At 36.7% G+C, this 24,801-nt stretch carries 23 protein-coding genes and 1 tRNA gene; 12 read left to right on the top strand and 12 right to left on the bottom strand.

Features of this window, described 5'->3' with window-relative positions:
• Window positions 1-109 precede the first annotated feature (109 nt).
• Window positions 110-646, top strand: coding sequence for a hypothetical protein (locus LF887_RS06465; RefSeq protein WP_236858025.1), 537 nt, complete (start codon window positions 110-112; stop codon window positions 644-646).
• 385 nt (window positions 647-1,031) lie between these two features.
• Here the strand turns inward: LF887_RS06465 and LF887_RS06460 are convergent, their stop codons facing one another.
• Together LF887_RS06460 and LF887_RS06455 are read right to left on the bottom strand one after the other, a co-directional pair.
• On the bottom strand, window positions 1,032-1,793 hold the full coding sequence (locus tag LF887_RS06460; RefSeq protein WP_236858024.1) for a hypothetical protein: 762 nt from the start codon (window positions 1,791-1,793) through the stop codon (window positions 1,032-1,034).
• A gap of 338 nt (window positions 1,794-2,131) precedes the next feature.
• The gene (locus LF887_RS06455; RefSeq protein ID WP_236858023.1) at window positions 2,132-2,914 is read right to left on the bottom strand and encodes a hypothetical protein; all 783 of its coding nucleotides are present in this window, start codon (window positions 2,912-2,914) and stop codon (window positions 2,132-2,134) included.
• 1,359 nt (window positions 2,915-4,273) lie between these two features.
• On the opposite strand from LF887_RS06455, the gene LF887_RS06450 reads away from it, so the two are divergent.
• The 6 genes from LF887_RS06450 to LF887_RS06425 all read left to right on the top strand — a co-directional run bounded on the left by LF887_RS06450 (window position 4,274) and on the right by LF887_RS06425 (window position 8,977).
• Window positions 4,274-4,819, top strand: a complete 546-nt coding sequence (locus tag LF887_RS06450) for a suppressor of fused domain protein (protein ID WP_236858022.1) — start codon at window positions 4,274-4,276, stop codon at window positions 4,817-4,819.
• A 200-nt stretch (window positions 4,820-5,019) separates the two neighbouring features.
• A complete protein-coding gene (locus tag LF887_RS06445) occupies window positions 5,020-5,271 on the top strand; it encodes a hypothetical protein (protein WP_236858021.1) in 252 nt (83 codons plus the stop codon).
• Window positions 5,272-5,474: 203 nt separating this feature from the next.
• Window positions 5,475-6,317 carry a prephenate dehydrogenase gene (locus LF887_RS06440; RefSeq protein WP_236858020.1) on the top strand — a complete coding sequence of 281 codons (843 nt, stop codon included), beginning with the start codon at window positions 5,475-5,477 and terminating at the stop codon, window positions 6,315-6,317.
• A 378-nt stretch (window positions 6,318-6,695) separates the two neighbouring features.
• Window positions 6,696-6,968, top strand: a complete 273-nt coding sequence (locus LF887_RS06435; RefSeq protein WP_236858019.1) for a DUF2089 family protein — start codon at window positions 6,696-6,698, stop codon at window positions 6,966-6,968.
• 10 nt (window positions 6,969-6,978) lie between these two features.
• Window positions 6,979-7,560: a YIP1 family protein gene (locus tag LF887_RS06430; RefSeq protein WP_236858018.1), complete on the top strand. Its 582-nt coding sequence runs from the start codon at window positions 6,979-6,981 to the stop codon at window positions 7,558-7,560.
• Between the two features lie 7 nt (window positions 7,561-7,567).
• Window positions 7,568-8,977 carry a serine hydrolase domain-containing protein gene (locus LF887_RS06425; RefSeq protein ID WP_236858017.1) on the top strand — a complete coding sequence of 470 codons (1,410 nt, stop codon included), beginning with the start codon at window positions 7,568-7,570 and terminating at the stop codon, window positions 8,975-8,977.
• Window positions 8,978-9,155: 178 nt separating this feature from the next.
• Here the strand turns inward: LF887_RS06425 and LF887_RS06420 are convergent, their stop codons facing one another.
• From LF887_RS06420 to LF887_RS06390, 7 genes are all read right to left on the bottom strand, one after another.
• The gene (locus LF887_RS06420) at window positions 9,156-10,574 is read right to left on the bottom strand and encodes an L-serine ammonia-lyase (RefSeq protein WP_236858016.1); all 1,419 of its coding nucleotides are present in this window, start codon (window positions 10,572-10,574) and stop codon (window positions 9,156-9,158) included.
• A 101-nt stretch (window positions 10,575-10,675) separates the two neighbouring features.
• Window positions 10,676-12,019 (bottom strand): ammonium transporter, encoded by a 1,344-nt coding sequence (locus LF887_RS06415; RefSeq protein ID WP_236858015.1) that lies wholly within the window; start codon window positions 12,017-12,019, stop codon window positions 10,676-10,678.
• Between the two features lie 99 nt (window positions 12,020-12,118).
• Window positions 12,119-12,769, bottom strand: a complete 651-nt coding sequence (locus tag LF887_RS06410; protein WP_236858014.1) for an alpha/beta hydrolase — start codon at window positions 12,767-12,769, stop codon at window positions 12,119-12,121.
• Window positions 12,770-12,989: 220 nt separating this feature from the next.
• Window positions 12,990-13,619: a YceI family protein gene (locus LF887_RS06405; RefSeq protein WP_236858013.1), complete on the bottom strand. Its 630-nt coding sequence runs from the start codon at window positions 13,617-13,619 to the stop codon at window positions 12,990-12,992.
• A gap of 78 nt (window positions 13,620-13,697) precedes the next feature.
• Window positions 13,698-14,264: a YceI family protein gene (locus tag LF887_RS06400; RefSeq protein WP_236858012.1), complete on the bottom strand. Its 567-nt coding sequence runs from the start codon at window positions 14,262-14,264 to the stop codon at window positions 13,698-13,700.
• 143 nt (window positions 14,265-14,407) lie between these two features.
• On the bottom strand, window positions 14,408-15,457 hold the full coding sequence (locus LF887_RS06395) for a glucokinase (RefSeq protein ID WP_236858011.1): 1,050 nt from the start codon (window positions 15,455-15,457) through the stop codon (window positions 14,408-14,410).
• 116 nt (window positions 15,458-15,573) lie between these two features.
• Window positions 15,574-16,137: a hypothetical protein gene (locus tag LF887_RS06390; protein WP_236858002.1), complete on the bottom strand. Its 564-nt coding sequence runs from the start codon at window positions 16,135-16,137 to the stop codon at window positions 15,574-15,576.
• 405 nt (window positions 16,138-16,542) lie between these two features.
• On the opposite strand from LF887_RS06390, the gene LF887_RS06385 reads away from it, so the two are divergent.
• A complete protein-coding gene (locus LF887_RS06385) occupies window positions 16,543-17,922 on the top strand; it encodes a DUF1800 family protein (protein WP_236857998.1) in 1,380 nt (459 codons plus the stop codon).
• 109 nt (window positions 17,923-18,031) lie between these two features.
• Complete coding sequence (locus LF887_RS06380; protein ID WP_236857997.1) at window positions 18,032-19,216, top strand: DUF1501 domain-containing protein; 1,185 nt, start codon at window positions 18,032-18,034, stop codon at window positions 19,214-19,216.
• Between the two features lie 64 nt (window positions 19,217-19,280).
• On the opposite strand, the gene LF887_RS06375 is transcribed toward LF887_RS06380, so the two are convergent.
• The 3 genes from LF887_RS06375 to LF887_RS06365 form a co-directional block, all read right to left on the bottom strand.
• The gene (locus tag LF887_RS06375; RefSeq protein ID WP_236857996.1) at window positions 19,281-19,418 is read right to left on the bottom strand and encodes a hypothetical protein; all 138 of its coding nucleotides are present in this window, start codon (window positions 19,416-19,418) and stop codon (window positions 19,281-19,283) included.
• Window positions 19,419-19,528: 110 nt separating this feature from the next.
• Window positions 19,529-20,548, bottom strand: a complete 1,020-nt coding sequence (locus tag LF887_RS06370; RefSeq protein WP_236857995.1) for a helix-turn-helix transcriptional regulator — start codon at window positions 20,546-20,548, stop codon at window positions 19,529-19,531.
• A 101-nt stretch (window positions 20,549-20,649) separates the two neighbouring features.
• Entirely contained in the window at window positions 20,650-20,985 is a 336-nt protein-coding gene (locus LF887_RS06365) for a HopJ type III effector protein (RefSeq protein ID WP_236857994.1), read from the bottom strand.
• A gap of 157 nt (window positions 20,986-21,142) precedes the next feature.
• Between LF887_RS06365 and LF887_RS06360 the strand changes: the two genes are divergently transcribed.
• The 3 genes from LF887_RS06360 to LF887_RS06350 all read left to right on the top strand — a co-directional run bounded on the left by LF887_RS06360 (window position 21,143) and on the right by LF887_RS06350 (window position 24,695).
• Complete coding sequence (locus LF887_RS06360; protein ID WP_236857993.1) at window positions 21,143-22,525, top strand: RtcB family protein; 1,383 nt, start codon at window positions 21,143-21,145, stop codon at window positions 22,523-22,525.
• A 122-nt stretch (window positions 22,526-22,647) separates the two neighbouring features.
• Window positions 22,648-22,754: transfer RNA gene (locus LF887_RS06355), tRNA-OTHER, on the top strand.
• A 186-nt stretch (window positions 22,755-22,940) separates the two neighbouring features.
• Window positions 22,941-24,695 (top strand): hypothetical protein, encoded by a 1,755-nt coding sequence (locus tag LF887_RS06350; RefSeq protein WP_236857992.1) that lies wholly within the window; start codon window positions 22,941-22,943, stop codon window positions 24,693-24,695.
• Window positions 24,696-24,801 lie beyond the last annotated feature (106 nt).

Below are 24,801 nucleotides of genomic sequence, written 5' to 3'. Positions count from 1 at the left end.
GAAATAAATGGTCAGTACATGACCTGTGAAGTAACAGCCGCCCGATGGTAATACGTTTGATGAAGGGGGATAAATAAAATATAAAATAACCAAAGAATAAGATCGTACTATGTGCCGATATGCCATGATGGTTTACAAAGGTCATTATGCCTGCTTTAACTGCCAGAAAACATTTAAACGCCGTATATTAAAAGATGCGAACAAAGATGCCGTTACTTCAGTGGAAGCCAAATGTCCTGAATGTGGAAATCTGATGGCCAATATGGGCCTGGATTTTGAATCTCCGGCAAAAAATGATCACAAACAATGGGCACATATCAGAAATCTGTATACTGTAGGGATCACCTTCCATTCATGTGGCTGTTCCGGTCCCGGTTATATTCCACAAGACCATAAAGCCATCATCTCCTATCTCGAAAAGATCCGTTCAGACTATATGCATTCACTTGTATTCTGGAGATACCGCATTGAACCTGAAAATAAAAGGGAGCGCGAACTGGACTATCAAAAAAACGGCTCCCATCTATGGACTGTCAGCCGTAATGCCTTTAAAGAGACAGTCTCCAATCAGGAAGGGATCAATTACTGGATCGCAAAGATAAAAGAAGTGGAGGAACGGCTTAGCATGATCCGGCAATCAAAATAATCATGCAAATCCCGCATCATAGCATGTATATCCGGAAACTTTTTACTTTATTTTTTATTTTAGCCACGAAGGGATTTTACATTATAAACTTTAAGTAGATCCTACCCGTCTAAGAGGCAGAAAATTGCAGGACCTGACAAGTTGGCTATAAGGCCTGTCCCCTAAAAATACACCACGCAGTGAAAAAGTTTCTGTTTAGAAAAATAATCTTTTGTAATGTTTGCCATACGAATGGCCTTCAACAGATCAGCCCACCCGGTACACGGGCAGGCTTCTCCATTAAAAAAAAACTGATAGGAAAATAATGGTCAGCAATACCGCGGTCACTCTTTTTTTGAAGAAGCCCCGCGGCCATATGAAAACCAATAATCTGTAATGATCCGATTTACTGGATCGCGGAAAAAATAATATTGAAACTTCTCACCCCGGCAGTGAAACCACCTAAAGCAGCAGGATTACGGTAAGCTCCCACCCAGATGACCTCTCCCGGGTCAAGAATCATAGTCCCTGTAACACTCAGGTTTTGGGAGGTCTGGCCAGGAGAACCGGCCGAAGCCACCTGGCTCCCTCCATGTATAGAGAGACCAGACCCTGCAAAATCAGTCATGTTTTCCATCGTTAATGCTGCTGACATCAGGAAAACCCCTCTTTTGGCCACCGTAAACCGGCTGGTGGTACTATCCCATGTCCCGATACTGCTGTCTGCGTCAATGTTGACAACAGGAAAACTAATCCTGCTCTCAGGTGTTGCCGGAAATACAGTAGAAGGGTCTGCGTCTCCTTTTGCATTAAAGGCCGCGACTACCGCAGGCGCCCTTACCACATCAATAAATTTCACCCATACTGCTCCGTTAAAATAAAAATATCCCCGATTGACCACGGCAAGGGTCTTGGGACTTGTTTCTGTTACCGCCAGCCCTTCCGTCACATACACGATAGCCCCAGTTTGGTTGGTCCCGTAAAGAGTATCCTTTGCCTTAAGGGCACTCCCGGTAATTCTGGGTGCCAGAAAACCATCCGGCTTGGTAGTCGCCGCCGGAGTAGAGGCCACATCCAACGTAGCATTGGGAGCGGAAGTATTGATTCCAATCTGGGAACACACAAATGCATACGCACACAGGAACCCGGTTATCATTATTTTTTTCATTTGTATTTAAGTATTTAAATAAAGTTAAAACGATATTCTTTGTCTAAAAATCTGTTGCAAAAGTAGGGTAATGAAGAAGCCCGATCAAGGAAATGGCTGTCATTATTCGGAATAATGACAGCTATTCACTATTGATAAATACTTAAAAATAAGCGCATTATAAATATAACAAAAACACATAGCGCCTTAGTAAAAAGGCTGCCACTATCCGTGAAAAGTGACCCAACATTTTTTTGAATCGGTGGAGTCTGACCACACAATCCGGATGGTTCTGATATGCTCCTGTTCCTACAAAATAAAAACGTTCCAAAATATTCCGGCCATGACAGGCATCAGAGCTAATGAATCTCGGAAAAGATAATATTAATTGTTCTGGCCCCTACTGTAAATCCTGAAGTTCCAGCATTACGGCGCGCACCTATCCATATAATGTCACCGGGATTAAGAATCATGGAGGCCATGTTACTTACTTGTATTCCAGCAGGGGAAGAGGTACTTCCCCCAGCAGGAGTACTAGTAGTTGACAACTGACTTCCTCCATGTATGATGATAGCGCATGCTCCAAAATCCGTAATATTTTCCATTCTTAAGTTTCCTGAAATAAGGAAAACCCCCTTTTTATATACCGTGTATTCATTGGTTGTACTGTTCCATGATCCGATAGAAGAATCGGCTGCAATATTCACAACGGGGAAGTTAATCTTATTTTCGGGGAATGGAGGAATTACAGTCCCCAGATCCGGATTTCCCTTGGAACTAAAAGCCATTACCATTTCCGGCTCCTGCACTACGTTTTCAAACCTCACCCATGCGGTTCCGTTAAAATAAAAATATCCGGGATCAATAACCGCACGGGTCTTTACACTGGTATCCGCTGCAGCAAGGCCTTCTTTAACATAAATGATGGCACCTTCCTGATCAGGTCCATACGCCGCATCTTTTGCCTTAAGCTCGGCTCCTGAAAGCCTTGGAGCCATAACCCCCTCCGGTTGGGAGGTCAGGCCAGCATTGACCCTTACATCAAGGGTGGCAGACGGAGTATTTGTATTGATTCCAACCTGAGAGAACATTAATGCAGAAGCCCATAAAAACCCTGCAATCATTATCTTTTTTTTCATCATAAAGTATTTTTTCAAATTATTTTTCATCATAAAAAAGCATCCAAAAATAACCTATAGCAAAGGATACGGCAATAAAAAGGCTGTCACTATTCGCGAATAATAACAGCCTTTTTATTAATTCAGTATACCTTTAAATAAATTATACAAATAAACACCAGGTAAATCTACTGATTCCTATAAGCGCTGCAGAGTGCTCCTTATTTGGCTCTCATTCTCTATTTATATATTGAAGCTTACCTTTAGTTAGTTTAGACGACTCAGTCTTTTGTTTCTTCTGTGATTTACACAGTCTGAAAACCCCTTCCGGAATCATCAGATAAAATTCTTTGACGGCAGCAAATAGTTTCCTGTGACCCCGTCAAAGAATTGAAAAATGAAAATTTAAACTAAGACTTTCTCATCACTTTAGTAGCACAAAATTATAGTGATGTTTTTTTACCCGCAAGAAAGTATCTGTCAATATTCGGGAATATTAACAGCCTAAAAAAGTGGATCACCTGCCTCTGATACTAGTAAATTGCTTTTATATAACGGTAAATAAAATCTTAATCTTTATAAGATAATATCTGTTATTATTCGGGAATATTAACAGTTTAAAGCATGATATAAGATTGAAAAATAATAAAAAATTACGGGGTCTTCCACTCTGCTGCTTTCTATTTCCAGCAAAACATTTATATACCCATCACTCTTCATGGACCAATTTTCCTCCAACTGTTATTATAAAATAAAGTCCGGGCAGCCACTTTTAAAGTACCCGAACGAAATCATGAAAAATACAGGGCGCATTGGTTTTCAGCAGAACTCCAATAAGCAGTCCCGTAATGTGTACATATGCATATATATTGTATGCATATTGCATGCATATTGTATGCAGGAAGCAACAACCTGTAATCTGCAGGCCGCCTCTCTCCTGCAAAGAAAGTCCCGTAATGCTATTTTCATAATAACAGATGAAGAATCCCCCCATCACTTACCCCTGATATCCAATACAATATATTTAAATACAAATCTCAATAAAAATGAATAAAACGATTTCTTCAACTGCTTTTTACTGAAATAATTTCGTCATTAAATCATATGAAAAGAATGTTTTTCAATTACGGTTATAAAGTATAAATAAATCCTAAATTATTTACATAAAAGCTCTATCAGCATGAAGAAAAATTAGTGTATGCATATTGTATTTACGCCATGCAATATAGACATCCGTACAGAATTATTGTACAATAGTAAATGTATCATTTCTTTCCCGGATATGGTAAAGCGATTTGTTCATTCACATTGTACTTTCCTGCCACAGAAAGTGAATTATACAGTTGAAATTATAACATTCTATACCTATAAAAACAGTAAATAATGAAAATAACAGAACATTTAGAAAAGTATATCGGTAAAATATCCAGAAGAGCAGATATAAAAAATAAAAGATATAATCATACTATATCCTTTTACGATAACATTCCATTTGGAGGGACACGAACTTATACAACATTAGGATTGAACAGGTATTTCACAGATTATAGCATAGAATTTGTCTTGGTTTGCCTCTCACAATATAACGAGAATGAAATTGCATCGTTTTTAACAGCTTTTTCAGAATATCTAATTGACAATAAAAAGGGAGTCCAAAAGGGAGATGTGATATCCTTTGATTTTACGATGACTTCTGAAACCCAAATGGACTCTTTGTATTTCACTTTCCCATTTTATTTTTACGACGATTTACAGCAATTAGAATTAGAAGACAAATCTGTAATTTTTCTACTCATAGTTCCAATTTACAGGGAAGAAGCTGATTTGATAAGGGAGAAAGGATGGGATCTCTTTGAAGAATTTATGGAAGAAAAGACAGTGGATGATCTTTGGGATTTAAAGCGAGAGCCCTATATCTGGTCATTTTAAATTGGTCATTTTTACAAAAAACCATGAGAAAGTTATTCCGGATTTACTGTGACTTTGAAGAAAATTGAGCAGGAGAAACTGAATGGATAGCCCTCCTTGTGCTGATGCGAGCATCATGCTCTCTTCCGAAATGCAATCAAGACTGATATAGGAAGGTAAATAATCCTATATCTTTTCTTAGTATAGCTAATTTAGAAGTAGTGTTTGGTGATAACGGATATCAGAAAACCATTAAGGAAAAAGAAGTAGAATCAGCAGAACTTCTGATGGCAGAGCTGCCAAAGCAAAGTATAAACAAAGAAATCAATCAGGATGGTTTGGATCTGATCAGTTATAAAGTATCTTCCAACAAAATTGAAATTGATTTCCAGTTTGCAGGCGACGTTACCACTTTAGAGCTGGAACAAAAAAGCAGTGATGTGAAAAGAACCATTACCCACAGTGCTGATTAGGCCTTTATAGATGCTATCCATATATAATTTAGATAAGAAATTTTTAAAGTTTAAAAAAAATTTTATACCTTCGCTTCGTGAATTTCAACAACGGAACATATTATTATAGAATTTTTAACTCAGAACTGGGATAGGGATTCTTATGAACATAACTTACAACCTCGTCCTTGACGAGGTTTTTTTATTTACAAAAAGTTTAAAAGATGAAAATAGGTATTATCGGAATAGGATTAATCGGAGGTTCAATGGCTTTGAAGCTGAGAGAAAAAGGCATTGCGGACTTCATCTATGGAATTGATAATGATAAACAGCATATTGATGAAGCCCTGGAATTGAAAATAATTGATGCCGGAGCTGACCTTGAGCAAGGTGTGAAAGATTCTGATCTCATTATTATTGCCATTCCCGTGGATGCTGCCCGAAAAATACTGCCGGGAGTTTTGGATCTTATATCAGACCACCAGACGGTGATGGATGCAGGTTCTACAAAAGCAGGTATCGTAAAAGCCGTAAAAGACCATCCTAAGCGATCAAGATTTGTAGCCTTTCACCCGATGTGGGGTACAGAAAACAGCGGTCCAAAATCAGCTATTGCTGAAAGTTTCTCGGGAAAGGCCGGAGTGATCTGCAATAAAGAAGAATCTGCAGAAGATGCATTACAAACGGTTGAAAAAATAGTTGAAGCTTTAGATATGCACATGATCTACATGAATGCAGAAGACCATGACATCCATACCGCTTATATTTCCCACATTTCCCATATAACCTCTTATGCCCTTGCCAATACCGTACTGGAAAAGGAACGCGAAGAAGAAACTATTTTTCAGCTTGCCAGCTCTGGTTTTTCAAGTACCGTACGTTTGGCCAAATCTCACCCTGAGATGTGGGTTCCAATCTTTAAACAGAATAAGGAAAATGTACTGGATGTACTGAATGAGCATATCACCCAGCTCAGAAAATTCAAATCTGCTCTGGAAAAAGAAAACTATGAATATCTTGAAGAGTTGATTACTAATGCCAACAGAATCAGAGGAATTTTAAGATAAAACATCCCGCGGAGAAACTGAAGATTTATTTCATTTTCATCTGCCTTATTTCAATTTTTAAAATACAGTTTTTAAAATACATAAAACCTCTGATTTTCAAATCAATACTACAAAATACTATAATCCCTTCAGAATAACAAGAGTGGTACTTACTGTATGCAGATTTTGTTATTCCGAAGGAATTTAAACTTATCTATTCAGAAAAGATATTCTTAGATTTATAACACTACTACTTCTACACATTTATTCATCTTACTGGAAGTCTATTTCATCTCGAAATTTTTCTTTCTTCTGGTCTTTTTTACAATTAATTTTAATAAAATTAAAAAACATTTTAACTTTATTAAAAAAAACATTACTTTCGTAAAAAAATAATCCATGAAGCTACCCATAATCTGTCCAAGTTGTGATCATACCCTGAACGTAAGCCAAATGAAATGTCCGAGCTGTAAAACGGAAGTCAGTGGTGATTATGAACTTCCTGTTCTCCTGAAACTAAACCGTGAAGAACAGGATTTTATTCTCAACTTTTTCTTATCCAGCGGAAGCATTAAAGAAATGGCCAAACAGGCTAACCTTTCTTACCCGACTATGAGGAATAAAATGGATGACCTTATTACAAAGATTGATCAACTAAAAACTAACCTGTAAACTCATTCTAATGAACTGGAAAACCATTTTTAATCCATTTGAAAAATTTGATGAAAAACTACTCCTGTTGATAGGTATTCTCACTGTAATTATTTCTATTATAGCAGGATATTGGACAGGTACTACTTTCTCAAGCATATACAGAATAAGTAATTTAAAAGAAATTTCTTTTCAAGCCATAGCTATTTCTACCTTAGCCAGTTTTTCGTCTTCCATTATTATTCTTTTTATACTGGGTAAAATCTTAAATAGTAAAACAAGGCTTATAGATATTATCAATACCGTCTTAATTTCACAGCTTGTCCTGGTTATTTTACAACCTGCTTATAAGATTCCCTTTATAGATTCTGCTAAAAAAAACATGGCCGCCTACTCGAAAAATCCTACTGATTCTATTCCACTAATAGATATGTCGATGATGATGATGATGGGCATATTCAGTATTCTGGTTTTAACTTATAGCATTGTAATTTTTTATAACGGCTTTAAAACAGCCACCAATATCAAAAAATGGCAGCATATCGTTCTGTTTGCAGTGGTAGCACTGATCAGTACTATAATCTGCCAGATCATAACGACTAACTTTATTTAACAATACCATGAAAATCAAATTATTATTCGTGCTGGTCTTTCTGGCACACCTTTGTCATGCCCAAATTGAAGGCATCTGGAACGGAGAACTGGACATCCAAAGTATGAAACTTCCTGTAATCCTCAAGATTAAAAAAGAAAAAGAAGGCTACACTTCGTCTCTGAGCAGTCCAAAGCAGAGCAAGGAATACCTCTATTCAGAAAAAACTGCTTTCATTAATAATGAACTTAGTTTCGAAATCCAAAAGATAAATGCTTCTTATAAAGGGACATTTAAAGACAATCATTTTGAAGGAAACCTTACCCAGAAAGGTAAAAGCTTACCTTTAAATTTATTCAGAGAAGTACAAAAAACTACAGATATTCCTTATCTCAATGGAAAAGCAATCAACACAAAAAAAATCGACAGCTTTCTGGATTATATCGCTGAAGAAAATCAGGGCATCGGAAGTGTATCTATTTTCAGAAATGGTTCTGAAGTCTACCGTAAAGACTTTGGCCAGAAGCAGCTAAAAAATGTCACTCATGACAAAAACACCTTATATCAGATAGGCTCTGTCAGCAAACTTATCACTGCTGTTATGCTTCTTCAGCTGGTAGAGCAGAATAAACTCAGCCTGAGTGACAAACTTTCAAAATTTTATCCCGAAATCCCTGATGCTGAAAACATTACTATTAAAAGCATGCTTAATCATACCAGCGGATTGGGAGATTATGTAGGAAAATCTATTGAAAACAATTGGCTTTTTGGAAAACCGGTCGGTGATAAGGCTATTATTGATGTTATAATAAAAGATGGCGTAAGTTTTAAGCCAGGACAAAAAATGCAATACTCTAACTCAGCTTATTTCCTATTAAGCAGAATCCTGGAAAAATTATACAACAAGCCTTACAATGTAATTTTAAAGGAAAACATCTTGAAAAAAGCCAATATGAAACATACTTTTTCAGTGCTTGATAATGTTCAGAATATTTTTAAATCTTATGAATTCTCCAAAGGCAATTGGGTTAAAGTGAAGGATTTTGATTTTCATAACTGCATAGGATTGGGAGATATCGCATCTACTACGGAAGATATGAATATCTTTATTAACGCATTATTCAATGGACAGTTCATTGATGAAAATACTCTGAAAATGATGATTTCAGATGAGAATGAAAAGATATTCGGGACCGGAATCATTAAAATGCCATTCTATAATATTATATCCTACGGTCATGGTGGTGATACAGCCGGTACTCACTCCACTGTATCTTATCAGCCGAATGATAAACTATCCTTTGCTATAACTGTGAATGGTAAAAATTTTCCACACAATCAATTATTCCTGGCTGTCCTGAATTTGATATATGACAGGGATTATGAATATCCTGTATTTGAAGCAGACAAAACAACTTTACCAGCACAGAAAAAATAAGCTGATATAGCTTACACTGAATGGAAAAACACAGTTGTTCAACAAAAAAAAAATTTAAGTTTTAGCTAAGCAGGCTATGTAAAATATTATAAAAAAATCCTTAGATATGGACTGCCCCTAAAAAGTGTCTAACTTTTTGGGTGCAGTCTAATATTTTATATTTTTAAAATGATTGGTTCTAGCACTCAGGAACGTTAACGGCAATAGCCAGCCCTCCTTCAGAAGTTTCTTTAAAACGATCACTCATTGCCTGAGCCGTTTCCCACATCGTCTGAATAACTTCATCCAACGTTACTTTTGCTTTAGCGGGATCACTTTCCAAGGCAATATTGGCTGCCGTAATGGCTTTTATAGCTCCCATTGTATTTCTTTCAATACATGGGATTTGTACAAGACCTTTAATAGGATCACAGGTTAGTCCAAGATGATGCTCCATTGCAATTTCTGCTGCCATAAGCACTTGCCCTACACTTCCTCCTAAAATTTCAGTAAGACCCGCTGCAGCCATTGCTGAAGACACTCCTATTTCTGCCTGACATCCTCCCATAGCTGCAGAGATGGTTGCATTTTTCTTAAATAATGTTCCAATCTCTCCTGCCACAAGCAGAAATCTTACAATATCATCTTCACTTTTGAATGACGTAAATGCCTGTGCGTACATCAAAACAGCCGGAATTACTCCGCTCGCCCCGTTAGTAGGAGCTGTAATAATTCTACCAAAGCTTGCATTTTCTTCATTCACAGCTAATGCAAAACACGCGATCCATTTATTAATATTGGTAAAGTTCTCCTCAGCATCTACTACAAGTTTGAACCATTCGTCTTTATTTTTGTAGATCTTATCACCAAGAAGTTTTCTGTTAATTCCCGCAGCTCTTCTGGTAACATTTAGTCCACCGGGAAGGATACCTTCTTTATTTACGCCTTTATAGACACATTCTTTGATCTGGCTCCAGATATATAAAGCTTCCTTTCTTGTTTCTTCCTGAGATCTCCAGCTTTCTTCATTGATTAAGATAAGATCTGAAATTCTGCTGAATCCCAGTTTTTCACAATATTTTACAATATCCGAAGATTTATGACAAGGATATAGGGTACGTACACACTCCTTTTGAATAGAGTTTTTTTCCTGGCTCGCGATAAAACCTCCTCCTACAGAATAAAAATCCTGAACAAGCTCTGTTCCATCTTCAAAAACCGCTCTAAAGATCATTCCGTTTGGATGAAAATCGAGTGATTTTTGCATATTCAGGACCAAATGATATCCATAGATAAAGGGAATTTCCTTCTCTCCACCCAGGTTAATAATCTGCTCTTTTTTTATCTTTTCTATTTTTTCGTCAATTTTGGAAGTATCGATGGTCTTAAAGTCCTCTCCATTTAGCCCAAGCATTCCAGCGATATCCGTTCCGTGTCCGATACCGGTTTTGGCTAGAGAGCCAAAAAATTCAAGGAAAACCTCCTTCACCTCTTCAATTGACCTTTCTCTTTTTATAATTCTGATAAATGCAGACGCTGCATTCCAGGGCCCCATCGTGTGTGAACTGGACGGGCCTATTCCTACTTTAATAATCTCAAAAACCGATATAGATTCCATAAATGATTCTTCATTTTCCTCAAAAGCAAAGATACATGATAAATCTTAATAAAAATCAGGATTTAACTGTGCTTTGGTGATAATTTAGGAACAGGAGAACATCACATCAGGCTTTCATCGTGCTGAGAAAGGTCCAGCCCCTTATTCTCGGATTCTTCAGATACCCGCAGCGTAATAATAGAATCTGTAATTTTATATAGCAGCAATGATCCGAAAAAAGTAAAACAGGAAACAAGAATCAAAGCAGCCATGTGATGAAGAAATACATTAATTCCTCCATGAAGGAGACTTGCCTTTTCACCATGAGCAAAAACTGCTGTCAGAATCATTCCCATAATTCCTCCTACTCCATGGCAGGCAAAAACATCCAGTGTATCATCTACCTTTTTTAAAGCTTTCCAGTTGACCATTACATTAGAAACTACAGCGGTTAAAAATCCTATAAAAAGGCTCTCCCCGATACTTACAAATCCACATCCCGGCGTGATCGCTACCAATCCTACTACAGCTCCAATGCAGGCTCCCAGTGCTGAAACGCTTCTACCATTGATTCTGTCAAAAAATATCCATGTCATCATCGCAGATGCTGATGCAATAGTAGTGGTTCCAAATGCTGTAGCCGCAGAAGCAGAAGCACTGAGTGCCGATCCTGCATTAAAACCAAACCAGCCAAACCAAAGCATTCCGGTTCCTAAAAGCACATACGGAATATTGGATGGTTCATGATGGGGATTTTTTCTGTTTCCTACTACCAAAGCTCCTGCAAGCGCCGCAAAACCGGCACTCATATGCACTACGGTTCCTCCTGCAAAATCTTTTACTCCAAAATATTTGTTCAGAAGGCCATCAGGATGCCAAACCATATGACAAAGCGGGGTATAAATGAAAATACAGAAAAGAACAATAAACAACAGATAGGAAATAAAACGTACCCTCTCTGCAAAAGAACCTGTGATAATGGCAGGGGTAATGACTGCAAATTTCATCTGAAAAAGGGCAAAAAGTATAAAGGGAATGGTAGAAGCCATCTGAGAATGAGGCAGGCTTCCTACCTTATTGAAAAACGGATAGCTCAAAGGATTACCTATAATCCCATAATGGACACCTTTAAACGAGAATCCAAGCGATTCTCCAAAAGAAAGGGAAAACCCAACGACCACCCATAAAATAGAGATCACTCCTAAAGCAATAAAGCTCTGAAGCATCGTAGAAATCACATTTTTCCTTCCAACCATCCCTCCGTAAAAAAACGAAAGCCCCGGGGTCATCAGCAATACAAGTCCTGCAGCAGCCAAAATCCAGGCTACATCTGCTCCCACAATCTTATCTTCACTTAAAAACTCTCCGGTATTGGCAACATCCGAGGATGGATTCCAGAATAAACCTCCGACAGCTACCAGTGAAATAACCGAGAATGAAACGATCCATTTTAATCCTATTTTCATAAAATTCATATTTAACCCTATCAAATTTAAATATAAATTCTGAAAAAACTAATTTTTCAACAGCAATACCCCTGTTAAAAAACCAATCAATAAATAATATTACTTTTTTTCACAGAAAATATCTGCGAGTATTTTTGAAACTTCCTTATGTTTAGTTGCCGGAAAAAGATGAGTTCCTCCCTTGATTACATAGTCAGGCTTTGAATTCCGGATAGGAAAAACAATATCTTTATCTCCCAAAATCTGGATTACGTCAGGATTTTCATCGAATTTCCACTCAGCAACCTTCTCTACAGACCATTTCAGGTAATAAGGATCTCTTACTTTGAAATACTGAAGAAGCTTAGGATTTTTAGGATCAAAAAGTTTTCGGACTACCACATATGCATTAGCAGCTTTATCATTAAACAAACCTACCGGAAGAATACGTGGGATCTTCGTGACCTCTCCTGTTTTTATAAATTTGGATTTTTCTTTATCAGATTTTATACTTCCCAGAATAACAACTTTCTCTGCGGGTTTCAATCGGTTGATTTCCTGCACAATGATTCCTCCGAAAGAATACCCCAAAAGACAGAATGGCTCCGAATCATCTACTTTTTCAGCCATTCTTTTGACATAGTCATGAAAAGGTTCATTTTTTTCAGGGATAAGCCAGTCTATAAAAATCAATTCACAGTGCCCGGGAAACTCTATTCTTTCAAGTACCTTAAAGTCTGCTCCAAGACCGCTTACGATATAAATTTTCATGCCGCTAATTTATAAAAATTGCAGAAAAAGGAAAAAGTATAAACCAAAAAGAACATAAGAAATATGAGAGATTGCTTTTGTATGACGCACTTGATCATATTTGGAGGTTATCTTATTAAATCGTCATGAGATGTACAAAGATTTGTTTCGGCATTAGCAGCTAATAAAAAAGAGCAGTCCCGCAGGAACCGCTCTTTTGATATCAATATAGTATTTAATCTTATTTTTTCTTTTTAGCAGGAAGTCTGTTCTCGTTATCTAACATTTCAGTAGTTACTTTGAACTGGATATCCATTTCATTTTTGATGAAATAATCTTTCAGTGAAGATTGATAGAATACTTTAAAGTCTCTTCTGTTCAGAGAGAACTTAGCAGATTCAATAGATGTTGTAAACTGAGTCACATATACATTGGCTGGGAAAGAGATTGTTTTTCTCACCCCTTTAAGGGTAAGATCACCATACACTGTAGAGTTATACTCACTGTTTGCTAAAGGAATAATTTTAGTCAAATGGAATTTGGCAATCGGGAATTTCTTTACTTCAAAGAAGTTAGTACTTTTCAGGTCATCTGTAAGTTTGATCTGATCTTCGTCGGAAACATCTCCCGCCATGATGCTTCTCATATCTATTACAAACTCTCCGTCTACCAAAACAGTATGGTCAAAGTTGAATTTTCCGCTCTTTAGCTTTACAGTTCCTGAGTGGGAAGAAGCTTCAGTCTTTACAACCTTATACCCCCACCATCTGATCTCTGATGAAGTTACCTTTGCAACTTTATCAAACTTCTTCTGAGCAGAAACAAATGATATACCTGCGCACACCATAGCAAACAATAGTAATCTTTTCATTCTTTTTTATTTACAATTCAACAAAAATAAAAAAAAGTGTAGAACTTCTACACTTTTAACAATCTTTTTTTGATTAATTTATTGAGCAGTTACCTTTACAATCATATCGATGTCATCTTTCACAAAAACATCCTGCATTGTAGATTTGTATGCAACATCAAATTTCTGTCTGTCGAAAGAGAATTTGTTAGATACCAAACTTACTACTCCTTTGCTGTAAGAAATCTTGGCAGGGAAAGTAATAGGGCTTGTTTTCCCTTTTAAAGTAAGGTTTCCTGTTACTAAAGAACTGTAAACTTTATCATTGTTTTTCTTTACAGAGGTGATTTTGAAAGCAGCTGTAGGGAATTTTTCAACTTCAAAGAAGTCACCGTTTTTAAGGTGTCCGTTTAATTTTTGCTGATATTCACCTGTAAGGTCAGTTGCATTGATAGAAGTCATATCCAGAACGAAGCTTCCTCCTACCAAATCATTTCCTTTCATCACCATATCTCCTGACTTTACTTTTACAGTACCGTCGTGAGAACTTGCCTCAGATTTTGCTACTTTATACCCCCACCAGTGTACATCAGATGCTACTACTTTTTTTGACTGCCCGAAAGCTAAACCTCCAGCTAAAACTGCTAATAAAAATATTTTTTTCATTGAATAGAGTTATTTACTTATTTAATACCACAAAGGTAGCTATCTTATCCGATAGACCACATTGATGTATATCAAGAAAATTAATTATTTTTATGAATAATATCATCTCATAAAAAAGCTCCGAATTTCTTCGGAGCTTTTTGTTATTCTTGAGAGTAAGCGGTGTAAAGTGCCATACCCTTTAGTGCGGTGTGGTTTTGCTTGACCAGATAGATTGGAATATTTTTAAGCATTTCTTCCATCTTATCACTGATCTTGAATTTTTCGTAGAACTTATCTTTATCCATATATTCTCTCATCATCTGTGGAATATCTCCTGAAATCAGTAAACCTCCTGTCGCTTTTAATTTTAATGTTAAATTGTTCGCTTCACGGGCCAGAAACTCAAGGAAGGTATCTAAAGCAATTCTACAGATCAATACATTATCTTCTACGGCAGCTTTATACAATTCTTCTACAAAGTTCCCCTGGGCAAGACGCTCTCCCAGCCATTCAGGTTCAGGATGTCTTTTTACGTCTCTCAGGAATCTGTATATATTGAATAAGCCTGTCTTAGAAAGTACATTTTCCCAGCTAACAATTCCGTAGATATTATTTAAAAACTGATAGAATTCTACCTCTACGTTTGTTCTTGGTGAAAATTCAGAATGTCCCCCTTCTGTAGCGAAAGGTCTCAGATTTTTTCCGTCAAAGAAATATCCCGCTTCTCCCAATCCGTTTCCGGGTGCAAGAATGGCAACATTTCCTTTTTCAAGATGACCGCTTGTATAGATGGCATCAAGATCGTCATCTTCCAGAAGAGCCATTCCGTAGGCAGATGCTTCCAGGTCATTCAGCATATCTACTTTTTCAAACCCGAATTCTCTGGCATACTCCTGGATGTCTAAATTCCAGCCTAATCTTGCAGGGTTGCTTTTCCCGTCAAGTACAGGTCCCGGCACAGCCATTCCCAGACGTTTTACGTTTTCCAGCTGGTTATCCTGAATAAACTTCTTTAAAATATCAGAAAAAGAAGCGTACTCTTTCGTTGAATAAGTATTCTGGAGTTTTATATCAAGACCTCCGTTACCGGAAACAAAATAGCCAAGGATGGTTATATCTTCACGGAGACTTGCCCCGATGATAGAAATGTTCTCATTATTACTGTTCTCTACTCCTGGTAAATAAAGTGGAAACTTTGGATTCAGAATCATAACCTCAAATTTTACCAAATATAATAATTGTTTTTGTAAATCCTGCACAGAACAAAAAAACCTTTTCACTTTCGTGAAAAGGTTTTGGTTAATAATTGTTTATATATTAAATCTAACTACTTTCCTAATGGAAGATTGTAACCGAATCCTACTCCGATGTTCCCCACATTATAGTCCTGACCAGCTAAATCTCCTTTAGTTCCTACAAAAACCTTCTGGTATTGTACGAAGAAATTCCAGTCTTTATTGTGGTATCCGATCTCCGGCTTAATGTAGAAACCACCGTTGGCTCTTTCTACACTTGTATTGGAAGCAACCTGCTTATCTCCAACCAGGAAACCATATCCTAAGTCTGTTCCGAAATAGAAACCGGTTTGTTTTGGATAAATTCTTATTAAAGCTGCTACAGGAACTACGCCTACATCATTATTTTTATAACCGTTGTTCTCTTTACCAAAATAGTGAGTATATCCTGATGCGATTCCTAATCCGAACCCAGGTGTAATAAGGTTCTGATAAGACACATCTACTCCTACAGCTGCAGAAAGATTGTCTGCAGGAACTGCTAAACCAACATTTGCGCCCACTTTGATCATATTATTCATTTTTGAATTCTGTGCGCTTGCTATTCCTGCTGTTAAAACTCCAGCCAGCAATATTGCTTGTTTAAACATTTTCATAACTCTAATTTTTTAATTTTACTAAACTAGAAGATGTAAAAATCGTGCCAAGGAAAGCAAACCGCTCCACTTTAACACTCGAAAAACGCATAAAACAATGGTTATCAATTGATTATTTTTAACAAAATTTAAATGATTGTTTAACAAAAATTACCAGAAAAAAGCCTTGAAAAGTGAATTAAGAGTTAAAATTTGCAAAAATATAGTAGGAGTTATTATGCTTATCCTGAGATTTAGTATATTTAGTATTTATCCTTAAAAAATACAGATCATCTAATTTTCGATCTGATTCTGTTTACAGATGATTATGTCTTCTGTATTAATATAGTAATATTAACAATCATTAATTCGTTATCATTTTAACCTTTCTCCTTAAAATACATCAAAAAAATAAATGTTCTCACCATGGCTGATTCATTATTAAAAAACAAGCATCTTCTTTGGCGCGCAGGTTTCGGTGTTGGAATCAATCAGATTGATGATCTGAAAAATAAAAACACCAATACCCTTTTAAACGACCTGTTCAGGCAAGATAGCTTTAAAGAGATCACATATGACACTCCCGATTCAGATCCAACAGCTGATGACATGAGCAGCACCGCCCCTGCGGAAAAGAAAAAAGAAATGCAGCGGATTTATAGGGAACAGAACAATGAACTGAACCTTAATTTTCTGGATTCCATGGTGAACAGCAAGGAACAGATGAGAGAAAAGATGGCTTTTTTCTGGCATGGACATTTTGCATCAAGGGTTCTGAATCCAAAATTCAACAGGCAGCTTCTCAATACCATTCGGAAAAATGCATTGGGGAACTTCAAAGATCTGCTTTTCGAAGTCAGCCAATCACCGGCTATGCTCAACTTTCTGAACAATCAGCAGAATAAGAAAGATCATCCTAATGAAAATTTTGCCAGAGAGGTTATGGAGCTTTTTACGATGGGCAGGGGAAATTACACTGAAAAAGATGTACGGGAAGGAGCAAGAGCTTTTACAGGATGGAGCTATGATAAGGATGGAAATTTCAAAGAAAGAAAAAATCTTCATGATGAAGGAATCAAAACTTTTCTAAACAAAACAGGAAACTTCAGTGGAACAGATGCTTTAAACATTATTCTGGAACAGAAAGCGACGGCCAGATTTATTACGGCTAAGATCTATAGGTTTTTCGTTAATGAAAAGGTGGATGATACTATTGTAAACAGCTTAAGTACTAAGTTTTACAGCTCTGGATATGATATTAAAAAATTAGTGAATGAGATATTTTCAAGTTCATGGTTTTATGATCAGAAAAATATAGGAAACAGAATAAAATCTCCTGTAGAGCTGATGGCAGGAATCATGCGGGTACTTCCTATGCATATTCAGAATCCGGAAAACCTCATCGTTTATCAGAAACTCTTAGGACAGATGCTTCTTTATCCTCCCAATGTTTCAGGATGGCCCAATGGAAAATCCTGGATCGACAGTTCTACGCTGATGCTGAGGCTTCAGGTTCCACAGATCTGGTCCGGACTCCGTCCGCTAGAATACAGTCCTCGTGAGGATGACGATATTGATATGGGAATGAAATCCAGAGAAACAGCCTTAAATAAAACGTTTAAAAACCCGAATATCACCATAGACTGGGAACGTGTAGACAAGATATTTGCGCATAAAAACTGCGAGGATTATCTTATCCAAAATGCCCAAAGCCTGGATATAAATACGATAAAGAGTTTTTCTGATAACAGTACAAAAATGAATGTCATCAATCTGATGTCTACCCCGGAATATCAGTTAATGTAGTTTTTTAAGATCGCAGATGATAACGATTAAGACATTATTCCTGTGAAATATAAGGTATAATCTGCAACTTAAGATCTACTCATTATTCAGCAACCTAAACCTTAAAGTTATGCTAATCAAAAGAAGAGAATTCCTCAAAATAAGTTCGTTGGCTACCGCTTCGCTGCTGGTGCCTAATTTTCTGCAATCAATGACATTGGATGATGCTCTGGTTCCGGGTCAGAATATTTTGGTGGTCCTCCAGTTTACAGGTGGTAATGATGGTTTAAATACTATCATTCCGGCAAAAAATGACATTTATTTCAGGGAAAGAAAAACACTGGCTATTCAGGATTCACTTTCTCTAACAGATGAAGCGGGGATCAATCCTTCTCTCTCCTATTTTAAAGAGCTTTTTGACAATGGTGAACTTTCTGTAATGAACAGTGTGGGATATCCAAATCCTGACAAATCCCACTTCCGGAGTATGGATATCTGGCAGTCTGCAAGCCGGAGCGATCAGTTTCTGGAAACAGGCTGGCTTGGGCGTTTTCTGGATGAAGAATGTTACCGTTGTGACCACCCAACTCAGGCACTGGAAGTAGATGATATGCTGAGTTTGGCGTTAAAAGGTGAAAATAATAAAGCTTTTGCTTTTAAAGATCCTAAAAGACTTTATCAAACCAGTCAGGAGAAGTATTTCAAATCTTTGTATGATCACCATCATGATGATGAGACAGTTTCTTATCTATATCAGACCCTGGGCTCTACCATCAATAATGCCGGTTATATTTTTGAAAAGAGTAAAGCTAAAAAGACAGAACAAGTTTATCCCAATTCACAATTAGGAAAAGATTTCAAAACAGTCGCTTCCTTAATAAAGTCTGATATCAATACACAGGTTTACTATCTTTCGGTGGGAAGTTTTGACACCCATGTTAATCAGAGCGACAGACAGAAAAAACTATTTGATGACATCAATGAAGCTGTAAAATCATTTGTTGCGGATATGAAAAGCAACGGGCTTTTCAATAATATGCTGCTGATGACTTTTTCGGAATTTGGCCGCCGTGTTGCTCAGAATGCCAGCAACGGAACGGATCATGGAACAGCCAACCAGATGTTTTTCATCAGCGGAGCTCTTAAAAAGAAAGGATTATTAAATCCTCTTCCAGATCTTCAAAACCTGAATGAAGGAGATCTCATCTACAAGGAAGATTTCAGAAAAGTATACGCTACGATTCTGAAAAACTGGCTAAAAGCGGATTCTTCTAAAGTGTTGGGGTGGAAAGACGGAATTTACGACTTTGTATAAAAAAAAAGGGACTGTGCATATTCATGACAGTCTCTTTTTCAATAATTTTAAATTTCAACCATTTTTAAGCAGTCACCTGCTTTGGCTTTTTTTCTTTCTGCTCTTCCTTTGGATCAAGTTTTTCTGATATTTTTTTCACAATATATTCTATTACCAGTGGTGCTACAATTGCAACTAATGCTTTAAATATTCTTGATTTCATAAACGTGATTTTATATATGTTAAAATAATGCAATTTCTAAGCCAAGCTTAAAATCATTAATTAAGAATTTATTAATCATTGATCCATTTTCTTTTAAAAGCCTTTACAGATTAATTCTCATCGGTAACAATCAGATTCTGATAATTTTTACTTCCTGCACTGAACTTCTCTTCCATTTTAATTCTCAGTTTCTGAGGTCTGTGAACAATCAGAGAATCGCCAAACCCCAGCAGAAGTCTTTCCAGTTCAAAATTAATCTGGACACATATTTTAAAAATTGTTCCTTCATTATCTTCACTTACAATCACCTGGCTTTTATGGAGTGGTTTTGTCTTTACATAAGGGGCATTTCCGGAATCTACCCAAAAAACCACGTTTCTGGGAGCCATTCCATCTGCAACTGTAACTCCTATAATATCTTTAAAATATTCGTCCCCATCCAGATCTTTATCAATATACTGAAGGCTTTCATCAATTTCGATACTTTCCATCCTGTCTAGTGCCAGATTATACATTTTCTGTTTATAAAGACAGATCAGGAACCAGCGGTTATTAAATTCCTTTAACAACTGCGGGTGAACCGTGAAGATATTGGATTCTTTTGCGGTAAAGCTTTTATAGAAAATCTTTAATACTTTCTTATTGGCAATACTTTCGTACAGAATATCGATGTGTTCAAGTCCTTTCAGCTGTTCATTTTTATCCAGATGAATAATCGATTTCTGGCTGGTAGCATGAATAGAATCCTCCAGTTTCTGGATAACCCCGTTCATTTCTTTAAACATCGAAAAGTCTTTGAACTGCTTTAAAATCTGAACCGCATTATTCATTGCCTTCAGATCACTTTCATTCACAGAGATGTTATGGATACTGTAATCGGGATCACTGTACCGGTAATATCTTCTTTCATAGACTTCAATAGGAGCCTCATATCCGAACTTCTCACTCCGCATATTCTGCAGATCAAGCTGAACCGTTCGCTTACTGACATAGGACTCCTTACCTTCGAATTCAAATAAAGCTTCGGAACATTCGTCAATGAGATCTTCAAGCGTATATTTCCTGTATTTGTTTTTAAGGCATTTATCTAATGTTTTATATCGAATCAGAGCGTTTTTATTGGATGACATAACCTTAGTGTTTAATAGTCTGATTTATATAATATTTCAGGTTTTAGCATTCGCTGATTTGCAAATTTATCTTTTGCTTTATCTGCTTTTTAGCATAAAAATTACTTCTCTTTCAAAGCTTCTCCTTCAAAGGTAATTCCGTCCCAGCCAAACTGCATAAAGTTTCTGATATTCTGGTGGTCTTCTCCTTCAGGATTTTTCAGGACCTCTTCTCTGTAGAACTCTCCAAATAGCTGAAGAGTTTCTTCTTTCGGCAGATTGTGAAGCTGGGCATAGCTGAAAACTTTACATGAACCGTTATTTTGTCCTGCTTCATTGCTTGTACCACCATTCTTAAACGATGTTGGTGTAAAATCGTAAGTTTCATCGATATGAGCAATGACATCAGCAAACTGGATGGTTTCCGGGAAATGTTTTAATTGTTCTAATAGTACCATAATAAATATTGTTTTTAAAATTTAAAAGATTTACTTATCAGGTAAATTTGCGAATTCACCCTTCACTTTATTATTTTACAAAAATAATTATTTTTTTTAATCTACGCAAAACTATTGCGCAATTATACTTTTACTTTGCATCATCAAATTGAATAAGATGGAATTTAACGGAAATCATTTAATCGAATTAGGATATAGACCAGCAAAATGGTTTAAAGACGCCATTACCTATATCAATGAAAATAATCTGGATGAAATTCAGATTGCAGCATATCTTGAACAGTTTAAACAACCCGACCTTATGCCGCTTCATGAAACCGCTAAAGATTTTGTGATTAATATCAGAGCTGAGCACGAGAGTGAAAATGATAATGTAGAAAAAGTAATCAGAACGATGAAAGTTCTGATGAAGACACCTACACTGACTGGAGGGGCACTAATGCCGGATGCCTGTCCTACAGGTCCTGAGGGTCAGATTCCTGTGGGAGGTGTTGTGATTGCTAAAAATGCTATTCACCCGGGATTCCATAGTGCTGACATCTGTTGTTCTGTCATGCTGACTGATTTTGGGAAGGCAGATCCAAAAAAAGTGCTGGATGCAGCTCATTCGGTAACTCATTTCGGATATGGAGGAAGACCAAGAGGAGAACAGATGCCAATGTCTCAGGAACTGATGGATGCTTTCAGAGAAAATGATTTCTTAAATGATGAAAAGTTAATCAGCATCGCCCGTTCTCATATGGGAACTCAGGGAGATGGAAATCATTTCTTGTTCGTAGGGATTTCTAAAAATAGCGGAAATACCATGATGATTACCCATCACGGGTCAAGGGCTCCGGGAGCTGCATTGTATGATAAGGGAATGAAGACCGCTAACCGTTTCAGACAGGAAATCTCTCCTGAAACGCTAAGAGAGAATGCATGGATTCCTTATGATACTGAAGAAGGTAAATCTTACTGGGAAGCTCTTCAACTGGTCAGACAATGGACAAAGGAAAACCATACCTCTATTCATGATGCTGTATTGAATAAAATGGAAACAGAAAAGGAAAACAGATATTGGAATGAGCATAACTTCGTTTTCAAAGATGGAGACCTGTTTTATCATGCTAAAGGAGCAACTCCTCTGGATGATAAATTCCTGCCTGATATTACAGGGCCAAGACTGATTCCTTTGAATATGGCAGAGCCGGTATTGATTGTTCAGGGAAAAACCCATGAAAGAAATCTGGGTTTTGCGCCCCATGGAGCCGGAAGAAACTTCAGCAGAAGCCAGCATAAGAAGTCTATGACTCATAAAACAACTGAAGAAATTTTCAATGAGGAAACAGAAGGATTAGATATCCGTTTCTATTCCAATGAAATTGATATTTCTGAATTGCCAAGTGCTTATAAAAGTGCTAAAAATGTAAGAGCACAGATAGAAGAATATGGTCTTTGTGAGGTTCTGGATGAAGTGATGCCTTACGGATGTATTATGGCCGGAGATGTTCAGAAGAATGCACCATGGAAGAAAAAGAAAAGATTCAGAAAAGAATAATTTTTCATCTAATATTTAAATCTTATCAGTGTAAAAACCTATAAGATTGACAAAAAACCAATAACTAAACTTTATGGGTGTAAAAGCCCGTAAGGTTACTGAAAACTTTTTTCATAATGGCAGGGGCAGTAGCTCACATGGCAGAGCAACAAGATTACTTTTCTCTAACGGCAGATAAAGTTCCTATTAATTCCAGTTTTAGTCACAGGTTCGAGTCCTGTCTGCTCCTCACTATCATGGAAATGTCTATCTTTAGATATTGATCATTTTCATTGATTACAAAAAATAAAGCAAAGGGAGTTCCTATATTTTTGGTAATTACTCCCCGCTTTTTATAAATTATAGGTAAAAGGAGTTCCTATATACTTCACTTTTAACGAATCTACTCCTCACTTATTTTTTAAACTAAAAGACAATGAAAACATTAAAATTATTCAATGCTGTACTGGCTAGAAAGTCAGATGAACAGCCATTTATTTCTAATGATGGTTTTATCGTTGAACCTGATGCTGTTTGGGCAAAAGATGAAATCATCTCCTACTATGCAAAGGAAAAACTGAATGGAAATGAGTTGAATAAAACCTTCCATAAATCCTGGAAGAAAATAAAAAATACTTCCAGAGCTGATTTATTTTTTGAACAGATTAAGCATTATCTTTCAACATATGGAAGCGATTTTCAGAATGAAATCTATATTCCCTCAGAGGTATTGAATGTTCCCGATATGAAACTTATTTTTAAGGTGATAAAAGCCTATACTGCAGAAGAAATGAAGGAAAAATGCCTTTCTCTCCTGAAGTCCGGAATTGCTTTGAAAGAGGAAACGATTGATGATCTCCTTTATATTCTGCATACAGAACTGGAGTATGATTTTACCGGAAAGGAGAATATCAGAAATAAAGAAGCGATTATAAAAATAGCCGATCTGTATGACATCTACCCTGAAAATCCTGTGGAGTTTTTCCGGTATGTAATTTATAAAACAACCACGACAACGCTTTTAATCAAAAATGATGAATTGACTGACTTAATAAAGCAAAGCAGATTTAATCCAACCTATCTGTTCGAACGCTTTGGTCTGGAAAAACTTGCGGAAATTTTCAACAGATTTAAACCGCTATTCCTTGCTTTTAAAAATAAGGCTCCGAAAGCAATTAATAAAATTTCAAAACTGTCTAAGGTACATCATAAGCCATTAATTTCAAATCCATTGAATGATGCTACCAACACATTTCTGGAAAACAGCGACTGGCACTGGCTGGAAAACGCGACACCTTTTGCTCTATTTAAAGCTTTGTCAGCATGTTATTCAAGAATATATGGTCAGGATACTTTTGTGTACAGAGTCAGAAACGGAAAATCATGGGTAAAAAAAGGTAAGGCAACTTACGTAAATCAAATGAACTATGATTTTATTTTGGATTATCTGAAACTGAAATATGAAAATCTTTCCGGAAAGAAATTCTATTTCCCTGAAAATGTAGAATTTGCATTGCCAACTTCTGAAAAGATGTTCGTTGGCAATATTCCTACAGGAACCCGTTTTTATGGAGATAGGCTGGCTGTTGGTATTTATTGGGAAAATCAATGGGGGGCTCATGACCTTGACCTTTCGGGACTGAATATTGCCGGAAAGATAGGCTGGAATGCCGCTTATAATCACGATAACGGACAACTGATGTATTCCGGAGATATAACTTCCGCTCCCAATGGTGCTGTTGAATATCTTTACGCCAACAAGCGACTGAGTACACCAACACTCGTGATGAATAATGTTTTCAGCGGAGATACCAACTGTGGATATAAAATCGTTATCGGAAAGGGAGATGATATTTCCTACGACTATATGATGAATCCTAATCATCTATTTGCTGAGGCCAGATGTAACTCTGTTCAAAAACAAATGATTCTGGGAATACTGCTGCCAAAAAACGGAAAACAATGTTTCGTACTATTGAATTTCGGAGCAGGACATTCTCATATTTCAGGAAATACAGAGGTTTCTGCGATGGCAACAAGTGCATTATATCAGCAATGGTATGATTCTCTGTCTTTCAATGATCTTGTAAAAGAACTTGGAGCCGAAATTACAACGGAAAGAGCGGAAGCTGATTTTGATTTCTCGCTGGAAAGGCTTGAAAAAGATAGCTTTATGAGGATTTTTAAATAAAAATGTGCCATTTGACATGATCGAATGGCGTTTTTTTGTTATTTTAGCAAGCAAGTCGCCAATGAAGAAATCTTGGCTGCCAAAAAACTAATTAACAATGAATAAA

The organism is Chryseobacterium sp. MEBOG06 (genome assembly GCF_021869765.1).
Taxonomy (GTDB): Bacteria; Bacteroidota; Bacteroidia; order Flavobacteriales; family Weeksellaceae; genus Chryseobacterium.
Note: the sequence above shows the minus strand (reverse complement) of the source record. Positions and strands in the feature narration are given on the sequence as shown.